The sequence below is a fragment of the Ralstonia sp. 25C genome (assembly GCF_051904805.1).
Classification (GTDB): Bacteria; Pseudomonadota; Gammaproteobacteria; order Burkholderiales; family Burkholderiaceae; genus Ralstonia.
In genome coordinates, this window is sequence record NZ_CP196737.1 from 311,312 (window position 1) to 333,675 (window position 22,364).

Here is a 22,364-nt window from a genome sequence, read left to right on the forward strand (position 1 = left end):
GTCACATCCGGTTTGAACATGCAACCAGGCGAAAACAAAACCTGCACCGGGCGGAACGCATGTCCCGGACGCCTGTCAGTGAAGATTCCCGCGGTTGTCCGGCAATGCCTGCGTTGCAGCATGAATCGGGCCTCGCGCCAGGGAACCACAGCAAGGGGAGCCCGCGCGGGCGCCGGCATGGATGCCGCACCCGCGCACGTGTGCGCTGCTCGGTCGGTCAGCCGATGCGCTGCATGGCCGGCTACCCCAGGGGGAAGCTTCCGAATGCCGGCTCGCTGCCGACACGTCGCGAAGACAGAAATGGCACCGCGGTCTACGGGGACGAATTCGAAGGTATGAAGAAGGGCTTTTACACCATCATGGCGGCGCAGTTTTTCTCGTCGCTCGCCGACAATGCGCTGCTGATCGCCGCCATCGCCCTTCTCACAGAGATGCACGCCCCGCAGTGGATGACGCCGCTGCTCAAGCTGTTCTTCGTGCTGTCTTATGTTTTGCTTGCTGCCTTCGTGGGTGCGTTTGCCGATTCCCGCCCCAAGGGCAAGGTGATGCTCATCACCAATGCCATCAAGCTGCTGGGCTGCGGCGTCATGCTGACTGGCCTGCACCCGCTGCTGGCGTACGGCGTGGTCGGCTTTGGCGCCGCGGCGTATTCGCCGGCCAAGTACGGCATCCTGACTGAACTCCTCCCCCCAGAAAAACTCGTTGCCGCCAATGGCTGGATCGAAGGGCTCACCGTCGGCTCCATCATCCTCGGCACCGTGCTGGGCGGTGCACTGATCTCCAAGCATGTGTTGACGTGGCTGCTGTCATTCGACATTCCCGGGCTGGAGCGCATCGACACGCCAGCCGAAGCAGCCATGCTGGTGATCATGGCGATCTACCTGATCGCGTCGCTGTTCAACATGCGCATTCCCGATACCGGTGCGCGGTATCCGCAGCAGGAAAAAAACCCGGTACGTCTCATTGCAGAATTTGCCGACTGCTTCAACGCCCTGTGGCGCGACAAGCTGGGCCAGATTTCCCTGGCCGTGACGACGCTGTTCTGGGGTGCAGGCGCCACGCTGCAATTCATCGTGCTGAAGTGGGCCGAGCAATCGCTGGAGCTGAACCTGTCACAAGGCGCCATCCTGCAGGCCGTGGTGGCCGTCGGCGTGGCTGCCGGCGCCATGGCCGCCGCCGTGAAGATTCCGCTGCGCCGCTCGCTCGACGTGCTGCCCGTGGGCGTGGCGATGGGCGTGGTGGTCATGCTGATGGCGTTCTACACCAAGCACACGATTCCTGAAGTCACCTTCCACATCGGCGAGATGAAACTGCCGCTGTACATGCTGATCGCCTACCTGTTCCTGATGGTGGTGGGCGCCATGTCGGGCTTCTTCGTCGTGCCAATGAATGCGCTGCTGCAGCACCGCGGGCACGTGCTGCTCTCGGCCGGTCACTCCATCGCCGTGCAGAACTTCAATGAGAACGTTTCGGTGCTGCTGATGCTGTGCCTGTACGCACTGCTCATCAAGCTGAATGTGTCGGTGGGTGTGGTGATCGTCTCGTTCGGCATCTTCGTGTGCATCACGATGGCGCTGGTCATGCAACGCCATCGCCGGAACGAACGCGTGTTCCACACCGCCGCACTCATCGGCGAAGACAAGCACCACTGATCCACTGCGGCAGCGGCAGCCGCCCCTTCAGGCGAATGCAGCTTACTGGCCGCCGCGCTCCGCGTACACCTTGCGCGCCAGGCAGAGGTCTTCCCACGCGCGGGCCTTGTCGGTAAGCGTCCGCAGCAGATACGCCGGGTGATACGTCACCACCACCGGCACGCCTTCCACCTCGTGCACCTTGCCGCGCAATTTGCTCACGGGCGTCTGCGTCTGCAGCAGGTTTTGCGCAGCAATACGGCCCAGCACGACGATGATGCGCGGCTTGACCAGCGCAATCTGACGCTTGAGATATGGGTCGCACATCGCCGCCTCGTCCGGCTCTGGGTCACGGTTACCCGGTGGCCGGCACTTGAGCACGTTGGCGATGAACACGCCTTTCTCGCGCGACAGGCCGACGGCACGCAGCATGCTGTCGAGCAGCTTGCCAGCCTGACCGACAAAGGGTTCGCCTTGCTTGTCCTCGTTCTCGCCAGGAGCTTCGCCAATCAGCATCCACTCCGCCTGCCGATCGCCCACGCCAAAGACGGTGTTCGTGCGGCGCTCGCACAGCTTGCAGGACGTGCAGTTGGAAACGGCAGCTTCGAGTTCCGCCCAGTCGAACGCAGCGATGCGCTGGGCACGGGGGATAGCCGTATCAGACGGAGCCTCTGCCACGAGCGCTTCGACTTGCGCAATGACAGGCTCCGCTGCAACGACGGCAGCGGCCGCCTCAACCTCCACCGCAACCGGTGGTTCGGCCACGGCAACCTCAACGGTTTCCAGCGCAGCCGGCTCGGCGCCTCGCAATGTCCATTCGGTGGAAACGCCCAGCGCTTCCAGCATGCGGGATCGTCGGTTCATGCGGCTTCCACCCCACTGGCTTCACAGGCGATGCGCATGACGACAGCATCCTCCCGTGTGTTGTTCTCGGCCGGGTAATAGCGTTTGCGCCGGCCGATCTCGGCAAACCCGACACGGCGATACAGCGCAATCGCGCCGGTATTGGACGGCCGCACCTCGAGCAGCAAGCTTCCGAAGCCGTGCACCAGCGTGAGCGCCACCGCCAGACGCAGCAGCCAACGGCCCAGACCTTGCCGTTGCCACGTGGGCGCGACGGTCACGTTCAGCAGGTGCATCTCATCGACCACGGGCATCAGGATCAGGTAGCCCGCGACCTCGTTCCCGCCATCGCGCAACACGATGCCGAGGTGGCCCGACTTGAGCGAATCCTCAAAGTTGCCGCGCGACCACGGAAACGTAAAGGCCGTCTGCTCCACAGCGGCGACACCAGCCACGTCCAGTGCGGTCATACGCTCCGCGCGCCAGCCGGCCGGCAGCGGTGTCTGCATGATGACGCTGGCGAGCGCGCTGTCGATCAGGCTCATGGCTGCGCACCTGCAGCGGCCTTGGCTTGCTGCACGGCCTGGCGCTCTTCAATGGTGAGCGCCACCTTGTCGCGCACATACAGCGGCGCTGCGTCTTCCGGGCGCACCGTGTGCCCCGCAGCCAGCAGGCGTAGACCGATGGTCACGATCTCGCGGGCGTGCGGCGCAATTTCAGGCAGCACGGCGGCCGCGCCGGTCGCAATGCTCAGTTGGTCACCGAACACCGCAGCAGCGTTGCCGGCCAGCCAATACGGCTGCGGCGGCGCTGCCACGCTCTGCGGCCCACTCACCTGAATGGCGGACAACGCGTGCCAGCCAGAAGCATCCTGCGCGGCATCGACGGGGATAAAGCTGGCCCAGTAGCACTCGTCCATGCGGGCATCGAGCGCGACGGTCACCGCTGTACCGATGGGGAGCATTGCACGCGTCTGCTCGGCGCAGGCGACCAGCGAATTGACCTGCACGATCGGCAGGTCGGCGCCAAACGCCAAACCCTGCGCCACTCCGCACGCAGTGCGTAGGCCGGTGAACGAGCCGGGGCCGGCACCAAAGGCAATCGCGGCACAATCGGCCAGGGCAATGCCCGCCTCGGCCAGCAACTCAGCGGCTGTGGGGAGCACGCGGCTGCTTGAGCGCGGGCCGGTATGTTCATGGCGGAAGAGCGTGCGCGTGCCGTCACCAAGGGCGACGGAACAGAACTCGGTGGAGGTATCGAAAGCGAGAATCCAAGGCATGGCGGCATTGTACCGGCTGGTGTGGCGGCTGAACGCCCCAACCGGCACCCGCTCACCCCGAAACCAAGCGGAAAACCGAAGCCATCCTCGAATTCAAACGGCACGGCCGCGCGACCCCGGCGCTATCATCGCCGGACCTTTGTTTTCAGCCGGGAACCATCATGAGCGACCTGCAAGCCCGTTTCGACCAAGCCCAAATCGACGTCAAGGGCCTCTCCGAACGCCCTGCCAATATGACGCTGCTGCGTCTGTACGCGCTGTACAAGCAAGGCGCCGAAGGCGATGCGCACGGCGAAAAACCGGGCTTTACCGACATCGTCGGCCGCTACAAGTTTGAAGCGTGGGAAGGCCTGAAAGGCACTTCGCAAGACGAGGCCAAGCAGAAATACATCGACCTCGTCGAAGAACTGAAGAGCGGCGCGACGACCTGATCGTCGAATCGCCAGTGAAAGAACCGGGCCCCGCGCCCGGTTTTTTACTGCGCGGCTGGAATGGCGGACGGCACCTCGCGCCGACGCATGCGCCACGCTGCCACCACCGCGAGCGCGCACAACGTGCCGAGAAAGATGAACGTCTCGTCGAATGCCAGGATGCGTGCCTCGGGGTCCACCGCCGCGCCATGCACCGTCTCGATGCCGCGTGTCGCCAGTCGCCATTGCAGGAAAATCCCCGTGGCCGACACGCCGATCGCCCCACCCAGCTGGCGCAGGAAGTTGACGGCGCTGGAGCCCTGCGCAATCAACGTGAAATCGACACCGCGCATGGCGCCCAGGCTGAGCGATGGCAGCACGAAACCCAGACCAATCCGGCCGATGATCGCAATGGCGATCAACAGCAGATAGCTCGTCGCACGCGTATTGGTTGCCATCAGGAAAAACGACAGCGCCAGCGCCGCCAGCCCGAACGACACCAGCCGGAATGGCTCGATACGATTGGTGAGCCGCCCGGCCAGCACGATCGTCACGGCCAGCACCAGCCCTGCCGGCAACAGCACCAGCCCCGCACGCGACGGCGCATAGGCCAGCGCCACCTGCATATACACCGGCACCAGATACGTCGAGCCGTACAGCCCTGCCCCGTAGATGAAGGCGACCACCGCCCCCATCGCAAATTGCCGGTAGCTGAAGAGTCGCAGATTCAGCAAGGGCGATTCCACGCGCCGCTGCCAGAACACGAAGCCCGCCAGACACACGGCCGAGATCAGCATCAGCACGATGCCATGCGCAGCATCGCTATGCAGCGCGACCAACCCGTTGAGCAGCGTGACCGTCGCCCCACCGATCAACAGCAGGCCGCGCCAATCGAGCGGCTTGGGCTCGCCGGCCATCGACGAATTGATCGCCATGAAGCGTCGCGCCATCGCCCAGCCGATCAGCGTAAACGGCATCACCACGAAGAAGATTGAGCGCCAGCCGAACAGCTCCACCAGGAAGCCGCCCACGCTCGGGCCCACGGCCGGCGCCAGCACGACGCCAAAGCCGAACAGGCCGAAGGCCTTGCCCTGCTCCTTTTCAGGAAACACGCGCAGGATCAGGATATTCGGCAGCGGCTGCATGATGCCGGCAGCGATGCCCTCCACCACCCGCATGGCGATCATCACCTCGTAGTTGGGCGACAGCCCACCCGCCAACCCACCCGCACCAAGCAGCAGCAACGCGCCGATGAACGTGCGCCGCAGCCCGAAGCGCAACAGCAGCCACGGCGTCAGCAACATCGACAGCGTCATCGCCACCATGAAGCTGGCCGACACCCACTGCGCCCGCTCCTGCCCGAGCACGAAATGCCGGCTCAGATCGGGAATCGCCACATTGACGATGGTGGCCGAGATGACGGACGACACCGCGCCCACCATCAGCGTGAACAGCACGAGCCACTTGAAGCGCTCGCCGTAACGGGCGCGCAGGGCCTCCAGGGTGGGCGTGAATGTCGTCATGGTCTCGTTGTAGTGATGTTTGAGACGACCAAAGGCAGGCACAACAAACCCGGCCGGCGCCTCCTCCAGCACCGGGCGAAATACGTCAGCCGAGGCGGCCGGTGGCGGCAATCTCGCGGATACGGCGCACGGTGTCGATGTCGGATTCGCGGTAAGCGGATTTCACGATCTCGGAATACCGCGTGTCGCCGGTTTCATCGGCAGCGGGCAGCGTAGTGTCGTAGACGAAGCGGATGAACGTGCTGTTGGCGTCGTTCGTCTCGATCGTCATGGTGAGCGAGCCGCCGGCGTGTTCGCCCGTGGCGGCCGTGGTGTAGGTGACGCGCTTGTGCGGCTCCAGCGTCACGCGGTCTTGGATGCGGGCCTTGCCGAAGACCAGTTCGCGTTCGACCCAGCCGTCGCCTTCCGCGGTGATATTGCATTCGTCCAGGCTTTCGACAAATTCGGTCTGTTCACGCACGCGCAGCACCAGACCTTGCCAGATCTGGTTGAGGGTCAGCGTGTCGATCAGGGGGTTCAGTGGATCATTGACTTCCACCAGGTGTTCAAAGCGCAAAGCGGCCTCCAAAGATTTCCCGCCATTATCGCGCGGCACGGGCGACCTTGCGCCAAATGAAAAACGCCGGCGGGTTGCCCCAGCCGGCGTTCTCTCTGCGACTCAGGCGTCGCTTAGCTTCAGATCTCTTCGTAGAGCGGCAACGTGAGGAATTCCGCAAAGTCTTCCGACGTCGACATCTGTTCGAAGATCACTGCTGCGCGGTCAAAGTGGCCCACCGCGCCCGTCTCCTTCACCTTGGCCAATTCTTCCGGGATCAGCTTGCGCACCAGGTCGGCCGTGACCTTCGTGCCGTCTTCCAGCTTGCCCTTGGGCGAGCGGATCCACTGCCACACTTGCGAGCGCGAAATCTCGGCCGTAGCGGCATCTTCCATCAGGTTGTGGATCGGCACGCAACCGTTGCCGGCCAGCCAGGCACCCAGGTAGTGGATACCGACGTTGATGTTCATGCGCAGGCCGTGTTCCGTGATCGGCGTTTCCGGCTGGAAGTCCAGCAGTTGGGCGGCCGTCACTTCCACGTCCGGGCGTTGCTTTTCGAACTGGTTCAGCTTGTCGCCCAGCACGGCCACGAATTCCTTCATCGCCGGTTCGACCAGACCCGGGTGCGCCACCCAGCCGCCGTCGTAGCCGTCGGTCGCGTCGCGCTTCTTGTCGCCGATGATGCCGGCCATGGCGATGGCGTTCTTCTCCGGATCGTTCTTGATCGGAATCAGTGCGCTCATGCCGCCGATGGCGGGCGCGCCGCGCTTGTGGCAGGTCTTGAGCAGCAGCAGCGCATAGGCGCGCATGAACGGCGAGGTCATCGTCACCTTGGCGCGGTCGGCCAGGCAGAAGTTCTTGTCGACCTTGAACTTCTTGATGCACGAGAAGATGTAGTCCCAGCGGCCGGCGTTCAGGCCAGCGCTGTGCTCACGCAGTTCGTACAGGATTTCTTCCATCTCGAACGCGGCGAGGATGGTTTCGATCAGCACGGTGGCCTTGATCGTGCCTTGCGGCAGGCCAATCTCGTTCTGGGCCATCACGAAGATGTCGTTCCACAGGCGCGCTTCCAGATGGCTTTCCATCTTCGGCAGGTAGAAGAACGGGCCGGCGCCGCGCGCGATTTGTTCCTTAGCGTTGTGGAACAGGAAGAGCGCGAAGTCGAAGATGCCGCCCGACACACGTTCGCCGTCGATCAGCACGTGCTTCTCATCCAGATGCCAACCGCGCGGACGCACCTGCAGCGTGGCGATCTTTTCGTTCAGCTTGTAGGTCTTGCCGTTCTGCTCGAGCGTGAGCGTGCGGCGGATGGCGGCCTTCAGGTTGACCTGCCCCTGGATCTGGTTGTGCCAGCTCGGCGAATTCGAATCTTCGAAGTCCGTCATGTAGCTGTCCGCGCCCGAGTTGAACGCGTTGATGACCATCTTGGCATCGACCGGGCCGGTGATTTCCACGCGGCGGCAGTGCAGCGCGGGCGGGATCGGCGCGACCTTCCAGTCACCTTCGCGGATGGCCTTCGTCTCGGCCAGGAAGTCCGGGCGCTCGCCGGCGTCCAGGCGCTTGGCACGCTCAACGCGGGCAGCCAGCAGCTCCTTGCGACGCGGCTGGAAGGCACGGTGCAGCTTGGCGACCAGTGCCAGTGCTTCGGGGGTCAGAATGTCTTCGTAGGCCGGCAGGATCTCGGCCTTGATCTCCATGCCTTGGGGCAGCGTGAGCGCCATGGTGTTCTCCAGAGGATGTGTGAGGGTTGAACGCGTTTTTTTCTGACTTCGGTCCTATGGTTGGGCCGATTAAGTCAATTGCCTTGCCTGTACAAACTGAAGCAGGTCCCGCATGTCGTGGCCGACCGCCGTGGGCGCCACGTCGAGCGCCTCGGGCGGATGCCCCAGGCGATTGATCCAGAACGTTGTGAAGCCGTACCACGTCGCGCCGCAGGCATCCCAGCCGTTGGACGACACAAACAGAATCTGTTCCGCCGGCACGCCAAAGGCGTGTGGCGCTAGCGCATAGGCTTGCGGCGCGGTCTTGTACAGCTTGACCGCATCGACAGAGAGCACGTGGTCGAACAGCCCCGACATGCCCGCGCTCTTCACGGCAATGTCGAGCATCTGCGGGTTGCCGTTGGAGAGGATGGCCAGGGGCAACCCCATCTCGCGCAGGCGACGCAGCACCGGCACGTTTTCGGGAAACGCCGACAGGCACGCATATTCGCGCATCAGCGTGGCCTCGTCGTGGGCGGACAGCTCAACGCCCAGGCGGGCCGCCGCATAGCGCAGCGCATCAACGGTGATGTCCCAGAACGGCTTGTAATGCTCGCCCGAGGGCCCGGCCAGCGAGCGGATGCGCGTGTAGTCGATCTGCTTGTCGCGCCAGAGCACCGACAGTGCCTCACCCTTGCCCGCAAACAATTGCTCGGCGCGCGCAGCCACGGAGTACACGTCGAACAACGTGCCATAGGCATCGAAGACCACCGCGCGAATCGAAGACATTGAGCCAGCTCCACGGACCCGAAGATCGTGCGCCCGACTCGCCCGGTGTGTTCCACCCAGCAGAACGCCTCTCCGACCTTCGCAACGAGGCTCATTCTAGAAAAGCTGACGCGCTGCACAAAGACGGCAATGGTCACTTGATCTTTAACTTTTACCCAATGAATGACGAGTGATAACCTTTATATTCGTCACTATCCGCGCTTTCCGATACATTCCCTCCCATGTCGTTGTGGACACAATTTTGGTCAATCGTGCAGTTCATCCCGGTTGCACGCCTTGCGCTGTATGGCGTGCTCGCCTTGGTCGCCGGGCTGGCGTTCGGCGTCTTGGCAGCATGGTTGTTGCACCGCGCCGGGCTGCTGCGTCGTCAAACGCGCGTCGGACGTTGGGCGGCGCGGCTGTATTTCGCCTACCTGCCCGCGGTGCTCGCGCTTTTTGCGATGCAGGCCGCGCTGGTGCTGTGCGTGGAAAACACGCTAACGGGCCATCTGCAAGCGGCGCGCCCGGCCATCCGGTCTTTTACGCAGCAAGCACTGGGCACCGCGCAGCCTCAACTGCAGACACTGTTTGAGCAGCACCCGCAGTTGTTGACCGTTTCCATCGAACGTGTGGTGGACGCCGCCATCGACGGCGCAGCGCAAACGCCGGGCGCGCTGACCAACGGCTCGTTGCGCGAACTGGCTGCCGCTGGCGCTGTTGTGCTGGGTGCGCACGCTTTCCGCGAAACCGTCAAGGACGTGCTGGCGCACCAGCTACAAAAACTGGCCCACATCGATGCGCAGACCACGCGTATTGCGCTGAGCCAGTCGCTCGCAACATTGGCAGACGGTGAATTTGTCGTGCGTGTGCTAGCCCAGCGGATGCACGTGTTTTTTGTGTCGCTCTATCGTGGCGTCGGGCTGCATTGCCTCTTCTGGCTCGCCCTGGCTGCGGTGGAGATCGGCTTCGCGCGGTGGCGCTGGCGCAAGACATCGCGCAAGACACCGATATCGCGGGAGCTTCCCGCCCAGTCGCACTGACACCAGCATGGCTCAATTCAAGCAACTCGAAACCTTTGTCTCCGTGGCCACGCGCGGAAGTCTGTCTGCCGCCGCCACCGCAGAAGGCGTGGCGCCGGCCATCATCGGTCGCCGCATTGATGCGCTGGAAGAGCGCCTGGGTGTGAAGCTCCTGGTTCGCACCACGCGGCGCATCACCCTCACGTTCGAGGGCTCGGCGTTCCTGGAAGATTGCCAGCGCATTCTCAATGACCTGCACAACGCTGAGGCCAGCGTTTCGGCTGGCGGTGTGAAGGCCAGCGGCCACCTGCGCGTAACGGCCCCAGCCGGTTTTGGCCGCCGCCATGTCGCGCCGATGGTGCCGGACTTTATCGAAACGCACCCGGATGTGTCCATGACGCTGGACCTGGGGGATCGCGTGGTCGACCTCGTCAACGAAGGGTTCGACTGTGCGATCCGCCTGGGGGATCTGCCCGACTCCAGCCTGGTGTCGATCCGCCTGTGGGAGAACCGCCGCGTAGTGGTGGCGGCACCCGGCTATCTGGAACGCCACGGCATTCCCACGCAGGTGGAGCATCTCGCCAGCCACAACTGCCTGGCCTTCGGCGCCAGCGCCAACGTGCAGCGCGGCTGGGCATTCCAGCAAGGCGGCAAGGCCGTCACCGTAAAGGTATCGGGCACGATGGAATGCACGGACGGCGCAGTGCTGCGCGAGTGGTGCCTGCAAGGCCATGGCCTGGCATGGCGCTCGTGGTGGGAGGTCGGGCACGACATCGCCACCGGCAAGCTGGTGACGGTGCTCGATGCCTTTGAGGCACCGCCGATCGGCATCCACGCCGTGTTTCCACAGCGCAAGCACTTGCCGTTGCGCGTGCGGCTGTTCATTGATTTCCTGAAGAACACGTACGGCAATCCGGCGTACTGGCGCCGCGCCGATGCCCTCATCGGAATGGATTAGCCATCACCCCGGGTGGGTGAGGCATGGCGTGCGGCCTACAATCAAGACAACGCACCCCTTGGAGGCCGTATGTTCCAGCACATCCTCATCCCGACCGATGGTTCTGAACTGTCGCGCAAGGCGGTGGCAGGCGCGCTCGACTTTGCCAAGACGCTCGGCGCCCGCCTGACGGCCTATACGTGTCTGGAGGAGTACCCGTACACGCCCTTCTCCGAGATCGTCGTGGAGACGCCGCAGGCCTTTAAGGAACGCGTGGAGGCGCAGGCGCGCGTGGTGCTCAAGGACGTTGAAGAGGCCGCCCGCAGCGCCGGCATCGATTGCGACACCGACATGAGTTGCTTTGCCGTGCCGTACATGGGCATCATCGACGCGGCCGAGCGCCATGGCTGCGACGTGATCTTCATGGCGTCGCACGGCCGGCGGGGGCTCGCCGGATTGCTGCTCGGCAGCGAAACGCAGAAGGTGCTGACCCACACCGAGATTCCGGTAATCGTGTATCGCTAACTCCACGTCCCCCTCTGGCCGCCTCTGGCCACGCCCGCGTCACCTACACAGCCGCCCTTTCGAGGCGGCTTTCTTTTTGTCCTTGACTCTTGGCTAGTCGATGCATACAACTTTGTACACAAAACAAAATATTCATGTGTACATATTTGCGCACAATGACCGCACGGTTTGAAACCGGCACAAGACCAAAGGAGACAGCATGACCACGACCACCGCGACAGCGGCATCGGCGGGACATCCGCCTGATTCGCACCCCAACGTCATCCTCAAGCCGCAGTACGACCCGCGGCTCACCAATGAAGACCTCGCCCCGCTACGCAAGCAAACCTGGGGCAGCTACAACATCTTCGCGTTCTGGATGTCGGATGTGCACAGCGTGGGTGGCTATCTGACCGCCGCGAGCCTGTTTTCGCTGGGGCTCTCGAGCCTGCAGGTGTTGTTTGCGCTGCTGGTCGGCATCGTGATCGTGCAGTTCTTCTGCAACCTCGTTGCCCGGCCGAGTAAGGCTACCGGCACCCCATATCCGGTGATCTGCCGGGCGTCGTTCGGGGTGTTGGGCGCCAATATTCCGGCCATCATCCGCGGGCTGATTGCGGTGGCGTGGTATGGCATCCAGACGTACCTGGCGTCGAGCGCCTTTCTGGTGCTGGCGCTGAAGTTCATGCCGCAGCTCGCGCCGTATGCGGATGTCACGCAACACGGCTTTGTCGGCCTGTCCACGCTCGGGTGGGCGGCGTTCATGCTGCTGTGGGTGCTGCAAGCATTTGTGTTCTGGCACGGCATGGAATCGATCCGCAAGTTCATCGACTGGGCCGGCCCGGCGGTGTATGTGGTGATGATCGCCCTGGCCGCATGGCTGGTGCACAAGGCGGGTTGGCAGAACATCAACCTGACCCTCTCCTTTCTCAAGTACGAAGGCTGGGATGCGGTGCCGGTGATCCTCGGCGGGATCGCGCTGGTGGTGTCGTACTTCTCCGGCCCGATGCTCAACTTTGGGGATTTCTCCCGCTACGGCAAGGATTTCACCTCAGTCAAGCGCGGCAACTTCTGGGGCTTGCCCGTCAACTTCCTCGGCTTTGCGCTGCTGACCGTCATCACCACGTCGGCGACGCTGCCGGTGTTTGGTGAATTGATCTCCGACCCGGTGGCCATCGTGGCGCGCATCGACCACGTCACGGCCGTCGTGATCGGCGCGCTGACGTTCATGATCGCCACCATCGGCATCAACATCGTCGCCAACTTTGTGTCGCCGGCGTTCGACTTCTCCAACGTCGCGCCGCAGCACATCAGCTGGCGCACGGGCGGCATGATCGCTGCGGTGGCGTCGATCTTCATCACGCCCTGGAACCTCTACAACAACCCGGAGGTGATCCATTACACGATCGACGTGCTGGGCGCCTTCATCGGCCCGCTGTTCGGCATCCTGATTGCGGACTACTACTTCGTGCGCCGCAAACACGTGGATGTGGACGACCTCTATTCGATGCGCCCCACGGGCCGCTACTGGTTCCGCAACGGCTACAACCCGGCGGCCGTCTGGACGATGATCCCGTCCGCGCTGATCCCAATGGCGTGCGTGGTCTTTGAACGGCTGCACGTGCTGGCCAACTACAGCTGGTTCATCGGCGTGGGCATCGCGCTGGTGCTCTACACCGTACTGAGCCGTAAGCAGGGTGACTTCCCTCGTTAATTCACGCACCAACGCCACGCATCCACCCATGGACATTCGCATCATCAACCCCAACACGACGGCCAGCATGACAGCGCTCATCGGCCGCTGCGCCCAGGCTGCGGCCGCACCGGGCACACGCATCCGTGCAGTCAGCCCGAGCATGGGCCCCGCCTCCATCGAGAGCCACTATGACGAGGCGCTCTCTGTGCCCGGCATCCTGGAAGAAATCCGCCATGGCGAGCGCGATGGTGCCGACGCCTACGTCATCGCGTGCTTTGGCGACCCAGGCCTCTACGCCGCACGTGAACTGGCGCACGGCCCCGTCATCGGCATTGCGGAGGCCGCCATGCATATGGCCAGCCTGATCGGCAACAGCTTCAGCGTCGTCACCACGCTGGAGCGCACCTGCGGCATGGCGTGGCACCTGGCCGAGCGCTACGGCATGCGCCATGCCTGCCGCAACGTGCACGCCAGCGACCTGCCCGTGCTGGACCTGGAGAAACCCGGCTCGGACGCGCGCAACATCATCCTGCGAGCCTGCCGCGATGCACTGGCACAAGACCGCAGCGACTGCATCGTGCTCGGCTGCGCCGGCATGGCCGACCTGTGCGAAGACCTGAGCGCCGAGCTTGGCGTGCCCGTCATCGACGGCGTGGTCGCGGCGGTGAAGCTCGTCGAGGCGCTGGTCGGCATGCGCCTGTCGACCAGCAAGCGCGGCGATTGGGCCAAGCCGCTGCCCAAACCCTACACGGGGATGCTGGCGCCGTTTGCGCTGGCGTAGTGCAGCCAGGCGGGGTGCGTACATTCGGCATTTGCTACCATGCACCATCCCGCTTTTCTTCTGCACGCTCATTCGCCATGCCCGCATCCGTACGGGAACCCGCCGACAGCCAACCCGCTGCCGAGCCGATCTACCAAGGCCTGCTGACGGCCATCATGGAACACCGCTTGCCCGCCGGCACCAAGCTGGTCGAAGAGCGTTTGTGCGAAGCCACTGGCGCCGGCCGGCCGCGCATCCGCCAGGTGCTGGCGCGATTGGCACATGAGCAACTTGTGACGCTGGTGCCAAACAAAGGCGCCTTCGTCGCGCAGCCCTCTGTGAAAGAGGCGCGCGACGTCTTCCAGACCCGCCGCATCATCGAACCCGAACTGGCCGCCATGCTGGCGCGCGCGTGTACGCCCGCCCAGGCAAAACGCCTGCGCGAACACATCGCTGCCGAGCACGCCGCACGCGAACACGGCGATCGCGCTGCCACCATCCGCCTCTCCGGCGAATACCACGTGCTGATCGCCGAGATGGCCGGCAACCACATGCTGGAGCGTCTCACGCGCGAGGCCGTCTCGCGCACGTGCCTGATCATCACGCTCTATGACCGCCCCGGTTTGCCGGCCTGCCCGGAGCACGAGCACGACACGCTCACCGAAGCCATTGCCACGGGCGATGCCGCACGCGCACACAGCCTGATGCGCGAACACCTGGAGCACATCGAGCATTCGCTCGACCTGAGTGCAACGCCACCCTCGGCGCTGGATCTCGAATCGATCTTCAAGCGCGCCTGAATCGCGCACCTGCTAGTGCCACAAAACGGCACCCATTTCCTAAGCGGCTTTGCCAACAATGTGTCCCCCAACACACCCTGGAGGAGACACCATGCAAGCCCGCACGATCACAGCCCTGGCGCTGTCGATTGCCGCATCCTGCCCGCTGAGCGCCAACGCCGATGTGGAACTCGACGGCCGCAACGTCACGCCGGAAGCCATCGCACGCATCGCGCACGGCGAGCCGGTCCGTATCACCTCGGCTGCACGTGAACGCGTTGCTCAGTCGCACAAGCTGCTGCTGGATGCCGCCCGCCAAGGGCAACAAATCTACGGCCTGACCGTCGGCGTGGGCGAAAACAAAGACCGCGAGATGGTTGACGCCAGCGGCCAACTCACGCCCGCCGTGATCGACGCCTCGCGGCGCTTCAACATTGGCCTGTTGCGCTCGCACGGCATGGGCACCGGGCTGGATGCCTCGGTAGAAGACACACGCGCCGCCATGGCGGCACGCCTGAACGGCATGCTGGCGGGCGGCTCGGGCGTGCAGCCCAGCGTGGTCGAGGCCTACGCTGCCGCGCTCAATGCGGGTGTTACCCCCGCCATGCCAGCAGCGGGCTCCGTGGGCGAGGCCGATATCACCCTGCTCGCCCATATCGGCATCGGCCTGATGGGCGAAGGCGATGTCTACTATGGCGGTCGCAAGCAGCCGGCTGCGCAGGCGCTCAAAGCCGCCGGCATCCGGCCCATCCAACCGTTCGGCAAGGACGGCCTGTCGATCCTGAGTTCGAACGCCTACAGCGCCGGCATGGCTGCATTGGCGTTGCACGAGATGGACCACCTCAATCGCGTGGCCAAGCAGGTCTACGCGCTGAGCTTGCAGGCGCTCAACGGCAATGTGTCGCCGTTCCTGGAAGATACGCTGGCGCTGCGTCCTTTCCCGCAGACCGTGCGTGCCGGCGCGGACTTGCGTCGCCTGCTCGACGGCTCCAGCTTGTGGGCGCATGACGCAGCGCGGCCGCTGCAGGATCCGCTCAGCTATCGCACTACCGTCTACCTGCTCGGCGAGCTTGACCGTGCCGCAGCCACATCGCGCGCGTTGATCGACGTGCAGCTCAACAGCTCGGACGACAACCCCGGTGTGGCATTGGGCGTGCGGCCGAAATCCAATCGCGCGCAGGAATCGCAGGGGTATCTGGACGGCGGCGCGGTTTTGCCGTCGGCCAACTTTGAACCCCTGCCCTGGGTGCTGGCGTTTGAAGGGATGGGCATCGCGCTTGCACAGCACGGGCTGATGGTTGCGCAACGTGTGGTGAAGCTCAACGACACGAAGTTCACCGGCCTGCCGCGCTTCCTCGGCACCGAAACCGCCGTGCAAGCCCTCGCCGAAATCGAGAAGCCCGCGACGGCGCTCGCCATGGAAATCAGGGCACTCGCGCAGCCCGTGTCGCTCGACTATCTGCCCATGGCCGGCAATATCGAAGACGTCGCCACCAATGCGCCGGCCGCCGTGCAACGCGTGCGCAAGCAGATCGACAACACGTACGCGTTGCTTGCCATTGAAACCGTGCAGGCTGCGCAAGCCATCGACTTGCGCCGTCGCAAAACGCCGGGCTTCGCGCTCTCGCCCGCGACGCAAACACTGTACGACGCGTTGCGCGCCCGCGCCCCGTTCATCGACCAGGACCGCGCACTGACCGACGACTTCCGCGCGGCCAAACTGGTCTTGCAGAACATCCAGTAATCACGCGTTCATAAAAAAACCGCGCCACTCACGGGACGCGGTTCGAGGGGCCGGCGTGTGGTCAGTACGCCGGCTCAGGTGGTCTTGGATACCCGATGCGTCGGTAACCTCAAGCCGCCTTTTGGGCTTGCGCCTTTTCTTCGAAGAACTGTTCGTCTTCCGTCGAGCCCTTGAGCGCGGTGGTGGACGCCTCGCGCTCGATGGTTTGCGTGACGGCATCGAAGTAGCCCGTGCCGACTTCGCGCTGGTGCTTCACCGCCGTGAAACCACGCTCGGCCGCCTTGAACTCCGCCTCCTGCAACTCGACGAACGCGCTCATCTGGTTGCGGGCATAACCGTAAGCCAGGTTGAACATCGAGTAGTTCAGCGCATGGAACCCCGCCAGCGTGATGAACTGGAACTTGTAGCCCATCGCACCGAGTTCCTTCTGGAACCGGGCGATCGTCACATCGTCCAGATTCTTCTTCCAGTTGAACGATGGCGAGCAGTTGTACGCGAGCATCTTGCCCGGGAACTTGGCGTGGATGGCTTGGGCAAACTTCTTGGCGTATTCGAGATCCGGCTTGCCGGTTTCGCACCACACAAGGTCCGCGTACTCGGCGTAGGCCAGGCCGCGCGAAATGGCTTGCTCCAGGCCCGGCTTCGTGCGGTAGAAGCCTTCCACGGTGCGCTCACCGGTGCAGAACGGCTGGTCGTTCGCGTCCACATCAGCGGTCAACAGGTCAGCGGCTTCCGCGTCGGTACGGGCTATCAGCACGGTCGGCACACCCAGCACGTCGGCAGCAAGACGTGCGGCCACCAGCTTGCTCACGGCTTCGCGCGTCGGCACCAGCACCTTGCCGCCCATGTGCCCGCACTTCTTCACGGCCGCCAGCTGGTCTTCGAAGTGCACGCCCGCAGCGCCCGCTTCGATCATGGCCTTCATCAGTTCAAACGCATTCAGCACGCCGCCGAAACCGGCTTCCGCATCCGCCACAATCGGGGCGAAGAAGTCGATGTCGTCCTTGCCTTCCGACCATTGGATCTGGTCAGCGCGGGCGAACGTGTTGTTGATCTTCTTGACGACCTTGGGCACCGAGTCCACCGAGTACAGCGACTGGTCCGGGTACATCTCGCCATTGCTGTTGGCATCGCCAGCGACTTGCCAACCCGACAGGTAGATCGCCTTCAGACCCGCCTTGACCTGCTGCATGGCCTGATTGCCCGTCAGCGCGCCGAGTGCGTTGACGAAGGGCTCATTGTTGATGAGGTCCCACAGCTTCTCGGCACCACGTTTGGCCAACGTGTGCTCGATCTGCAGCGAGCCGCGCAGGCGCACCACGTCTTCTGCGGTGTAGCCACGCTTGATGCCCTTCCAACGCGGGTTCGTGTCCCAATCCTTCTGCAGTGCCGCCACTTGCTGTTCGCGTGTCATTTCAATCTCCTGCTCGATCGCATCACTCAATAGAAACCGGGTAACTCCGTCGTCGCTTTGGACCGGCAAGCGACGCAAGTCATATGTCTTATATAAGAGTTTAGAAATGGCAGATGCGGCGCAACAGGGGGAACCTCGCCCAAGTCGGAAATTTTTATTTCTTATTTTTCAAATACTTGCATGCAATTTTCCATAATATGGAAACTATTTCCCCATCATGAAAGAGTGTGATGGTGCTGTGCGGCGGGCAATTTTTGCGGACCAAGACGGCCTTCCGCATTATGAAAAATCGAGTGCTGCCTCTCGACCATGCCGAAGCCGCATTCCAGGCGGCACAACACATCATTTCAAAACCAGCAAGTTCAGTTTTCTTGACGCGGCGAATTTGTGAAAATACGATACTGAACCGTTCAGTTCAGTTTATTGCTGCAATTCGCCCCTGCCAAGGAAACTACCATGCGCTCCCTCTCGCCTGCTGTGCCGCCCCTTCTTGCCGCGCTGGCTGCGGCCGTCCTGCTTGCTGCCTGCGGCAAGCCGCCAGGTGGCCCGCCGCCGGCCGAAGGTACGCCAGTGATGGGTGTCATGACGGTGCAATCGCAGCGCGTGGCCCTCGATACCGAGTTGCCCGGTCGTACGGTTCCGTTCCTGATTGCCGATGTGCGGCCGCAGGTCAACGGCATCATCAAGGCACGCAAGTTTCGCGAAGGCAGTGACGTCAAAGCAGGCGAGCCGCTCTATCAGATTGACCCCGCCACCTACCAGGCCACCTACGACAGCAACGTCGCCGCCTTGGCCAAGGCACAGGCCAACCTCAAGACAACCCGCCTGAAAGCTGAGCGCTACAAGGAGCTGGTCGCCATCCAGGCAGTCAGCCAGCAGGATTATGACGATGCCGCCGCCGCCCTGGGCCAGGGAGAAGCCGATGTGGCCTCCGCCCGCGCCAACGTGGAAACGAGCCGCATCAACCTCGCCTATGCCCGCGTCGATGCCCCGATCTCTGGCCGCATCGGCAAATCGAGCGTGACGCCGGGCGCCTTGGTCACCGCCAACCAGAGCACCGCCCTGGCGACGATCCAGCAGCTCGATCCGATCTATGTGGACGTCACCCAGCCCAGTGCTGCATTGCTCCGTCTCAAGCAAGCCATGGCGCGCGGCGACCTGCAGAAAGCTGGGGCGAATGCCGCCATCGTGCGGCTGCAATTGGAAGATGGCACCGCCTATCCGCTGGAAGGCAAGCTGGAGTTCTCGGATGTGACGGTGGATCAGAACACCGGCTCCGTCACGCTGCGCGCGGTGTTTCCCAATCCGAATGCCGTGCTGCTGCCCGGCATGTATGTGCGTGCCGTGCTGGCGGAAGGCGTGAAGGACGAAGCCGTGCTCGTGCCGCAGCAGGCCGTGGCGCGCGACAGCACCGGCAAGCCATTCGCCTACGTGGTGGGCGCAGACCACAAGCTGCAGCGCCGCACGCTCGAAACGGATCGCACTATTGGCGACCAATGGCTCGTGCGCACCGGCCTGCGCGTGGGCGATCAGCTCGTCGTTGATGGCTTGCCGCGCGCTGTGCCGGGCGCCGAGGTCAAAACCACGCCGTGGACGACAAAGACGCCCGCGCCGTCGCCCACCAAACCGGCGACCGTGGCCGCCAACTGACCGGGATCCGACCATGGCACGCTTCTTTATCGACCGTCCCATCTTTGCGTGGGTCCTGGCCATCATCGTGATGCTGGCCGGCGCGCTGTCCATTGCCACGCTGCCGATCGCGCAGTATCCGAGCATCGCGCCGCCGGCCGTCGCCATCACGGCCACGTACCCCGGCGCATCGGCCAAGACGCTGGAAGACACCGTCACCCAGATCATCGAACAGAAGATGAAGGGGCTGGACCACCTGAGCTACATGGCGTCCACCAGCGAGTCTTCTGGCAGCGTCACCATTACGCTGACGTTTGAAAACGGCACGGACCCGGACACCGCGCAAGTGCAGGTGCAGAACAAGCTCGCGCTGGCCACGCCTTTGCTGCCACAAGAGGTGCAGCAACAAGGCGTTCAGGTTGCCAAGTCCGCCACCAACTTCTTGAACGTGCTCGCGTTCACCTCGGAAGACGGCAGCATGAACGGCTCCGACCTGTCCGACTACGTGGCGGCCAATGTGCAGGATGCCATCAGCCGCGTAGAGGGTGTTGGCGATACCACGCTGTTCGGCTCGCAGTACGCCATGCGCATCTGGCTGGACCCGAACAAGCTCTCCAACTTCAGCCTGACGCCACTGGATGTGAAGACCGCCATCCAGGCGCAGAACGCACAGGTATCGGCCGGCCAGCTGGGCGCGATGCCGGCCGCCGCTGGGCAGCAGATCAACGCGACCATCACCTCGCAAACGCGCCTGAAAACCGCCGAGGAGTTCGGCAACATCCTGCTGCGCACGCAGACCGATGGCTCGCAGGTGCGTCTGCGCGACGTGGCCCGCATCGAGCTCGGCAGCGAGAACTACAACACCGTAGGCCGCTACAACGGCAAGCCAGCGGCCGGCCTGGCCATCAAGCTGGCCACCGGCGCCAATGCGCTCGACACCGTCAAGGCCATCGACGCCCGCGTGGCCGAGCTGGAACGCTTCTTCCCGCCCGGCATGAAGGTACAGAAGCCATACGACACCACGCCGTTCGTGCGCATCTCCATTGAAGAGGTGGTGCGCACCCTGGTGGAGGCCATCGTGCTGGTGTTCCTAGTGATGTATCTGTTCTTGCAAAATTTCCGGGCCACGCTCATTCCCACCATCGCGGTGCCGGTGGTGTTGCTCGGCACCTTCGGCGTGCTGGCCGCGTGCGGCTTCACCATCAACACGCTCACCATGTTTGCCATGGTGCTGGCGATCGGCCTGCTGGTGGATGACGCCATCGTAGTGGTGGAAAACGTCGAGCGCGTGATGAGCGAAGAAGGCCTCTCGCCCAAGGAGGCCACGCGCAAATCCATGGGGCAGATCACCGGTGCGCTGGTGGGCGTTGCGCTGGTGCTGGCCGCGGTGTTTGTGCCGATGGCGTTCTTCAAGGGCTCGACCGGCGTGATCTACCGGCAGTTCTCGATCACGATTGTCTCGGCGATGACGCTGTCGGTGCTGGTGGCGCTCGTGCTCACACCCGCGCTGTGCGCGACCTTGCTCAAGCCCGTGCACAAGGGCCATGCGCAGGCCACTACCGGCTTCTTCGGCTGGTTCAACCGGACCTTCGACCGGGGCAACCACCGGTACCAAGGCATCGTGCGCCACATGCTGGGCAAGGGGCGCCGCTACATGGCCATCTATGGCCTGCTGTTTGCGCTGGTGGTGGTGGGCTTCATGAAGCTGCCCGTGGGTTTTCTGCCCGATGAGGATCAGGGCACGCTGTTCGTGCTGGCCCAGTTGCCGCCAGGCGCCACCAACGCGCGCACGGAAGCGGTGTTGCGCCAGGTCGAGCATCACTTCCTGGTCGACCAGAAAGCGGCCGTATCGGGCGTGTTCTCGGTGGCGGGCTTCAGCTTTGCAGGCAGCGGCCAGAACATGGGCTTCGCCTTCGTCAAGCTGCGCCCGTGGGATGAACGCAAGGGCGAGGCGCTCAGCGTGACCGGCGTGGTGGCCAAGGCCTTCGGCTTTTTCGGCACCCTTCGCGATGCGCGGGTGTTTGCCTTCGCGCCGCCAGCCGTGGCGGAGCTTGGCAACGCCACGGGCTTTGACCTGATGCTGCAGGACCGCGCCAACCTCGGCCATGACGCGCTCATGCAGGCACGTAACCAGTTGCTCGGCATGCTCGCCAAAGACCCACGCCTGGTGGCCGTGCGGCCCAACGGGCAGGAAGACACGCCCGAGTTTCAGTTGAAGATCGACGCACACAAGGCCGAAACGCTGGGCGTGTCCATTTCCGACATCAACAACACGCTCGCCACTGCCTGGGGCAGCAGCTATGTCAACGACTTCATTGACCGGGGCCGCGTCAAGAAAGTCATGCTGCAGGCCGACACGCCGTACCGCATGAACCCCGGCGACATCGACACGTGGTACGTACGCAATGCCGCCGGCAGCATGGTGCCGTTCACCGCGTTCGCCAAGGTGGACTGGAGTTCCGGCTCGCCACGCCTTGAGCGCTACAACGGCGTGCCGTCGATGGAAATCCTGGGGATGGCCAAGCCGGGCAGCGCATCCAGCGGCGAAGCGCTGGCCATTGTGGAAGACGCTGTCGCCAAGCTGCCGGCCGGCATCGGCTATTCATGGACGGGCCTGTCGCTACAGGAGAAGGCGTCCAGCGGTCAGACCACCCTGCTCTATACGCTGTCGATCCTCATCGTCTTCCTGTGTCTTGCCGCGCTGTACGAGAGTTGGGCGATCCCCTTCTCCGTCATCATGGTCGTGCCGCTGGGCGTGTTCGGCGCGCTGCTGGGCGCCATCCTGACCTGGAAGATGAACGACGTGTATTTCCAGGTCGGCCTGCTCACCACCATTGGCCTGGCGTGCAAGAACGCCATCCTGATCGTCGAGTTTGCCAAGGAACTCAACGAACACGGCAAGAGCCTCGTCGAGGCCGCCATGGCAGCCGTGCGCATGCGCCTGCGCCCCATTCTGATGACCTCGCTGGCGTTCATCCTCGGCGTCGTGCCGATGGTGACGGGCACGGGCGCGGGTGCCGGCGCGCAGCACGCGCTGGGCGTAGCCGTCATTGGCGGCATGGTGTCCGGCACGGTGCTCGCCATCTTCTTCGTGCCGCTGTTCTTCGTGTTGGTGCGTGGGCTGTTCGAGCGCTCGCCGCGCACGCAGGCAACCACCGCGCAACCGGCAGACGCCGCCGCTTCGTGAGGATTTTCG

Annotated in this window: 19 protein-coding genes; 11 read left to right on the forward strand and 8 right to left on the reverse strand. The window is 63.7% G+C overall.

The window, feature by feature from the left end:
- Positions 1-335: 335 nt before the first annotated feature.
- A complete protein-coding gene (lplT, locus tag ACS7SF_RS01365) occupies positions 336-1,652 on the forward strand; it encodes a lysophospholipid transporter LplT (protein ID WP_439891351.1) in 1,317 nt (438 codons plus the stop codon).
- 42 nt (positions 1,653-1,694) lie between these two features.
- Here lplT and ACS7SF_RS01370 read toward each other — a convergent pair whose 3' ends face one another.
- From ACS7SF_RS01370 to tsaB, 3 genes are read right to left on the reverse strand one after another with little or no spacing between them, the layout of a single operon-like run.
- A complete protein-coding gene (locus ACS7SF_RS01370) occupies positions 1,695-2,495 on the reverse strand; it encodes a uracil-DNA glycosylase (protein ID WP_439891352.1) in 801 nt (266 codons plus the stop codon).
- Entirely contained in the window at positions 2,492-3,019 is a 528-nt protein-coding gene (rimI, locus tag ACS7SF_RS01375) for a ribosomal protein S18-alanine N-acetyltransferase (protein ID WP_439891353.1), read from the reverse strand. The genes ACS7SF_RS01370 and rimI overlap by 4 nt, the downstream gene beginning before the upstream one ends.
- On the reverse strand, positions 3,016-3,753 hold the full coding sequence (gene tsaB / locus ACS7SF_RS01380; protein WP_439891354.1) for a tRNA (adenosine(37)-N6)-threonylcarbamoyltransferase complex dimerization subunit type 1 TsaB: 738 nt from the start codon (positions 3,751-3,753) through the stop codon (positions 3,016-3,018). Before tsaB ends, rimI begins: the two co-directional genes overlap by 4 nt.
- Before the next feature lie 161 nt (positions 3,754-3,914).
- Here tsaB and ACS7SF_RS01385 point away from each other — a divergent pair, with 161 nt between their 5' ends.
- Positions 3,915-4,184, forward strand: a complete 270-nt coding sequence (locus tag ACS7SF_RS01385; RefSeq protein ID WP_439891355.1) for an acyl-CoA-binding protein — start codon at positions 3,915-3,917, stop codon at positions 4,182-4,184.
- Between the two features lie 44 nt (positions 4,185-4,228).
- On the opposite strand, the gene ACS7SF_RS01390 is transcribed toward ACS7SF_RS01385, so the two are convergent.
- From ACS7SF_RS01390 to ACS7SF_RS01405, 4 genes are all read right to left on the reverse strand, one after another.
- On the reverse strand, positions 4,229-5,686 hold the full coding sequence (locus ACS7SF_RS01390; protein WP_439891356.1) for a DHA2 family efflux MFS transporter permease subunit: 1,458 nt from the start codon (positions 5,684-5,686) through the stop codon (positions 4,229-4,231).
- 85 nt (positions 5,687-5,771) lie between these two features.
- The gene (locus tag ACS7SF_RS01395) at positions 5,772-6,242 is read right to left on the reverse strand and encodes an SRPBCC family protein (RefSeq protein WP_439891357.1); all 471 of its coding nucleotides are present in this window, start codon (positions 6,240-6,242) and stop codon (positions 5,772-5,774) included.
- Positions 6,243-6,361: 119 nt separating this feature from the next.
- Positions 6,362-7,942, reverse strand: coding sequence for a malate synthase A (aceB, locus tag ACS7SF_RS01400; RefSeq protein ID WP_439891358.1), 1,581 nt, complete (start codon positions 7,940-7,942; stop codon positions 6,362-6,364).
- A 69-nt stretch (positions 7,943-8,011) separates the two neighbouring features.
- Entirely contained in the window at positions 8,012-8,710 is a 699-nt protein-coding gene (locus tag ACS7SF_RS01405; RefSeq protein ID WP_439891359.1) for a haloacid dehalogenase type II, read from the reverse strand.
- A gap of 251 nt (positions 8,711-8,961) precedes the next feature.
- On the opposite strand from ACS7SF_RS01405, the gene ACS7SF_RS01410 reads away from it, so the two are divergent.
- The 7 genes from ACS7SF_RS01410 (at position 8,962) to ACS7SF_RS01440 (ending at position 16,125) form a co-directional block, all read left to right on the forward strand.
- Positions 8,962-9,729 (forward strand): hypothetical protein, encoded by a 768-nt coding sequence (locus ACS7SF_RS01410; protein ID WP_439891360.1) that lies wholly within the window; start codon positions 8,962-8,964, stop codon positions 9,727-9,729.
- A 7-nt stretch (positions 9,730-9,736) separates the two neighbouring features.
- Positions 9,737-10,666, forward strand: a complete 930-nt coding sequence (locus ACS7SF_RS01415; RefSeq protein ID WP_439891361.1) for a LysR family transcriptional regulator — start codon at positions 9,737-9,739, stop codon at positions 10,664-10,666.
- Between the two features lie 69 nt (positions 10,667-10,735).
- Positions 10,736-11,170, forward strand: a complete 435-nt coding sequence (locus ACS7SF_RS01420; RefSeq protein WP_439891362.1) for a universal stress protein — start codon at positions 10,736-10,738, stop codon at positions 11,168-11,170.
- Positions 11,171-11,369: 199 nt separating this feature from the next.
- Positions 11,370-12,860 (forward strand): NCS1 family nucleobase:cation symporter-1, encoded by a 1,491-nt coding sequence (locus tag ACS7SF_RS01425; protein WP_439891363.1) that lies wholly within the window; start codon positions 11,370-11,372, stop codon positions 12,858-12,860.
- Positions 12,861-12,888: 28 nt separating this feature from the next.
- Positions 12,889-13,623, forward strand: a complete 735-nt coding sequence (locus ACS7SF_RS01430; protein WP_439891364.1) for an aspartate/glutamate racemase family protein — start codon at positions 12,889-12,891, stop codon at positions 13,621-13,623.
- A gap of 77 nt (positions 13,624-13,700) precedes the next feature.
- On the forward strand, positions 13,701-14,402 hold the full coding sequence (locus tag ACS7SF_RS01435; protein ID WP_439891365.1) for a GntR family transcriptional regulator: 702 nt from the start codon (positions 13,701-13,703) through the stop codon (positions 14,400-14,402).
- 91 nt (positions 14,403-14,493) lie between these two features.
- Entirely contained in the window at positions 14,494-16,125 is a 1,632-nt protein-coding gene (locus ACS7SF_RS01440) for an HAL/PAL/TAL family ammonia-lyase (RefSeq protein WP_439891366.1), read from the forward strand.
- A 109-nt stretch (positions 16,126-16,234) separates the two neighbouring features.
- Here the strand turns inward: ACS7SF_RS01440 and aceA are convergent, their stop codons facing one another.
- A complete protein-coding gene (gene aceA, locus ACS7SF_RS01445) occupies positions 16,235-17,539 on the reverse strand; it encodes an isocitrate lyase (RefSeq protein WP_439891367.1) in 1,305 nt (434 codons plus the stop codon).
- 456 nt (positions 17,540-17,995) lie between these two features.
- Between aceA and ACS7SF_RS01450 the strand changes: the two genes are divergently transcribed.
- Positions 17,996-19,189 carry an efflux RND transporter periplasmic adaptor subunit gene (locus tag ACS7SF_RS01450; protein WP_439891368.1) on the forward strand — a complete coding sequence of 398 codons (1,194 nt, stop codon included), beginning with the start codon at positions 17,996-17,998 and terminating at the stop codon, positions 19,187-19,189.
- A 13-nt stretch (positions 19,190-19,202) separates the two neighbouring features.
- Positions 19,203-22,355 carry an efflux RND transporter permease subunit gene (locus tag ACS7SF_RS01455; protein WP_439891369.1) on the forward strand — a complete coding sequence of 1,051 codons (3,153 nt, stop codon included), beginning with the start codon at positions 19,203-19,205 and terminating at the stop codon, positions 22,353-22,355.
- Positions 22,356-22,364: the final 9 nt, after the last annotated feature.

Excerpts from the sequence above, each read along its gene's own strand:
- lplT (WP_439891351.1), top strand. The coding sequence starts at position 336 with ATGAAGAAGGGCTTTTACACCATCATGGCGGCGCAGTTTTTCTCGTCG.
- ACS7SF_RS01370 (WP_439891352.1), bottom strand. The coding sequence starts at position 2,495 with ATGAACCGACGATCCCGCATGCTGGAAGCGCTGGGCGTTTCCACCGAA.
- rimI (WP_439891353.1), bottom strand. The coding sequence starts at position 3,019 with ATGAGCCTGATCGACAGCGCGCTCGCCAGCGTCATCATGCAGACACCG.
- tsaB (WP_439891354.1), bottom strand. The coding sequence starts at position 3,753 with ATGCCTTGGATTCTCGCTTTCGATACCTCCACCGAGTTCTGTTCCGTC.
- ACS7SF_RS01385 (WP_439891355.1), top strand. The coding sequence starts at position 3,915 with ATGAGCGACCTGCAAGCCCGTTTCGACCAAGCCCAAATCGACGTCAAG.
- ACS7SF_RS01390 (WP_439891356.1), bottom strand. The coding sequence starts at position 5,686 with ATGACGACATTCACGCCCACCCTGGAGGCCCTGCGCGCCCGTTACGGC.
- aceB (WP_439891358.1), bottom strand. The coding sequence starts at position 7,942 with ATGGCGCTCACGCTGCCCCAAGGCATGGAGATCAAGGCCGAGATCCTG.
- ACS7SF_RS01405 (WP_439891359.1), bottom strand. The coding sequence starts at position 8,710 with ATGTCTTCGATTCGCGCGGTGGTCTTCGATGCCTATGGCACGTTGTTC.
- ACS7SF_RS01415 (WP_439891361.1), top strand. The coding sequence starts at position 9,737 with ATGGCTCAATTCAAGCAACTCGAAACCTTTGTCTCCGTGGCCACGCGC.
- ACS7SF_RS01420 (WP_439891362.1), top strand. The coding sequence starts at position 10,736 with ATGTTCCAGCACATCCTCATCCCGACCGATGGTTCTGAACTGTCGCGC.
- ACS7SF_RS01425 (WP_439891363.1), top strand. The coding sequence starts at position 11,370 with ATGACCACGACCACCGCGACAGCGGCATCGGCGGGACATCCGCCTGAT.
- ACS7SF_RS01430 (WP_439891364.1), top strand. The coding sequence starts at position 12,889 with ATGGACATTCGCATCATCAACCCCAACACGACGGCCAGCATGACAGCG.
- ACS7SF_RS01435 (WP_439891365.1), top strand. The coding sequence starts at position 13,701 with ATGCCCGCATCCGTACGGGAACCCGCCGACAGCCAACCCGCTGCCGAG.
- ACS7SF_RS01440 (WP_439891366.1), top strand. The coding sequence starts at position 14,494 with ATGCAAGCCCGCACGATCACAGCCCTGGCGCTGTCGATTGCCGCATCC.
- aceA (WP_439891367.1), bottom strand. The coding sequence starts at position 17,539 with ATGACACGCGAACAGCAAGTGGCGGCACTGCAGAAGGATTGGGACACG.
- ACS7SF_RS01450 (WP_439891368.1), top strand. The coding sequence starts at position 17,996 with ATGCGCTCCCTCTCGCCTGCTGTGCCGCCCCTTCTTGCCGCGCTGGCT.
- ACS7SF_RS01455 (WP_439891369.1), top strand. The coding sequence starts at position 19,203 with ATGGCACGCTTCTTTATCGACCGTCCCATCTTTGCGTGGGTCCTGGCC.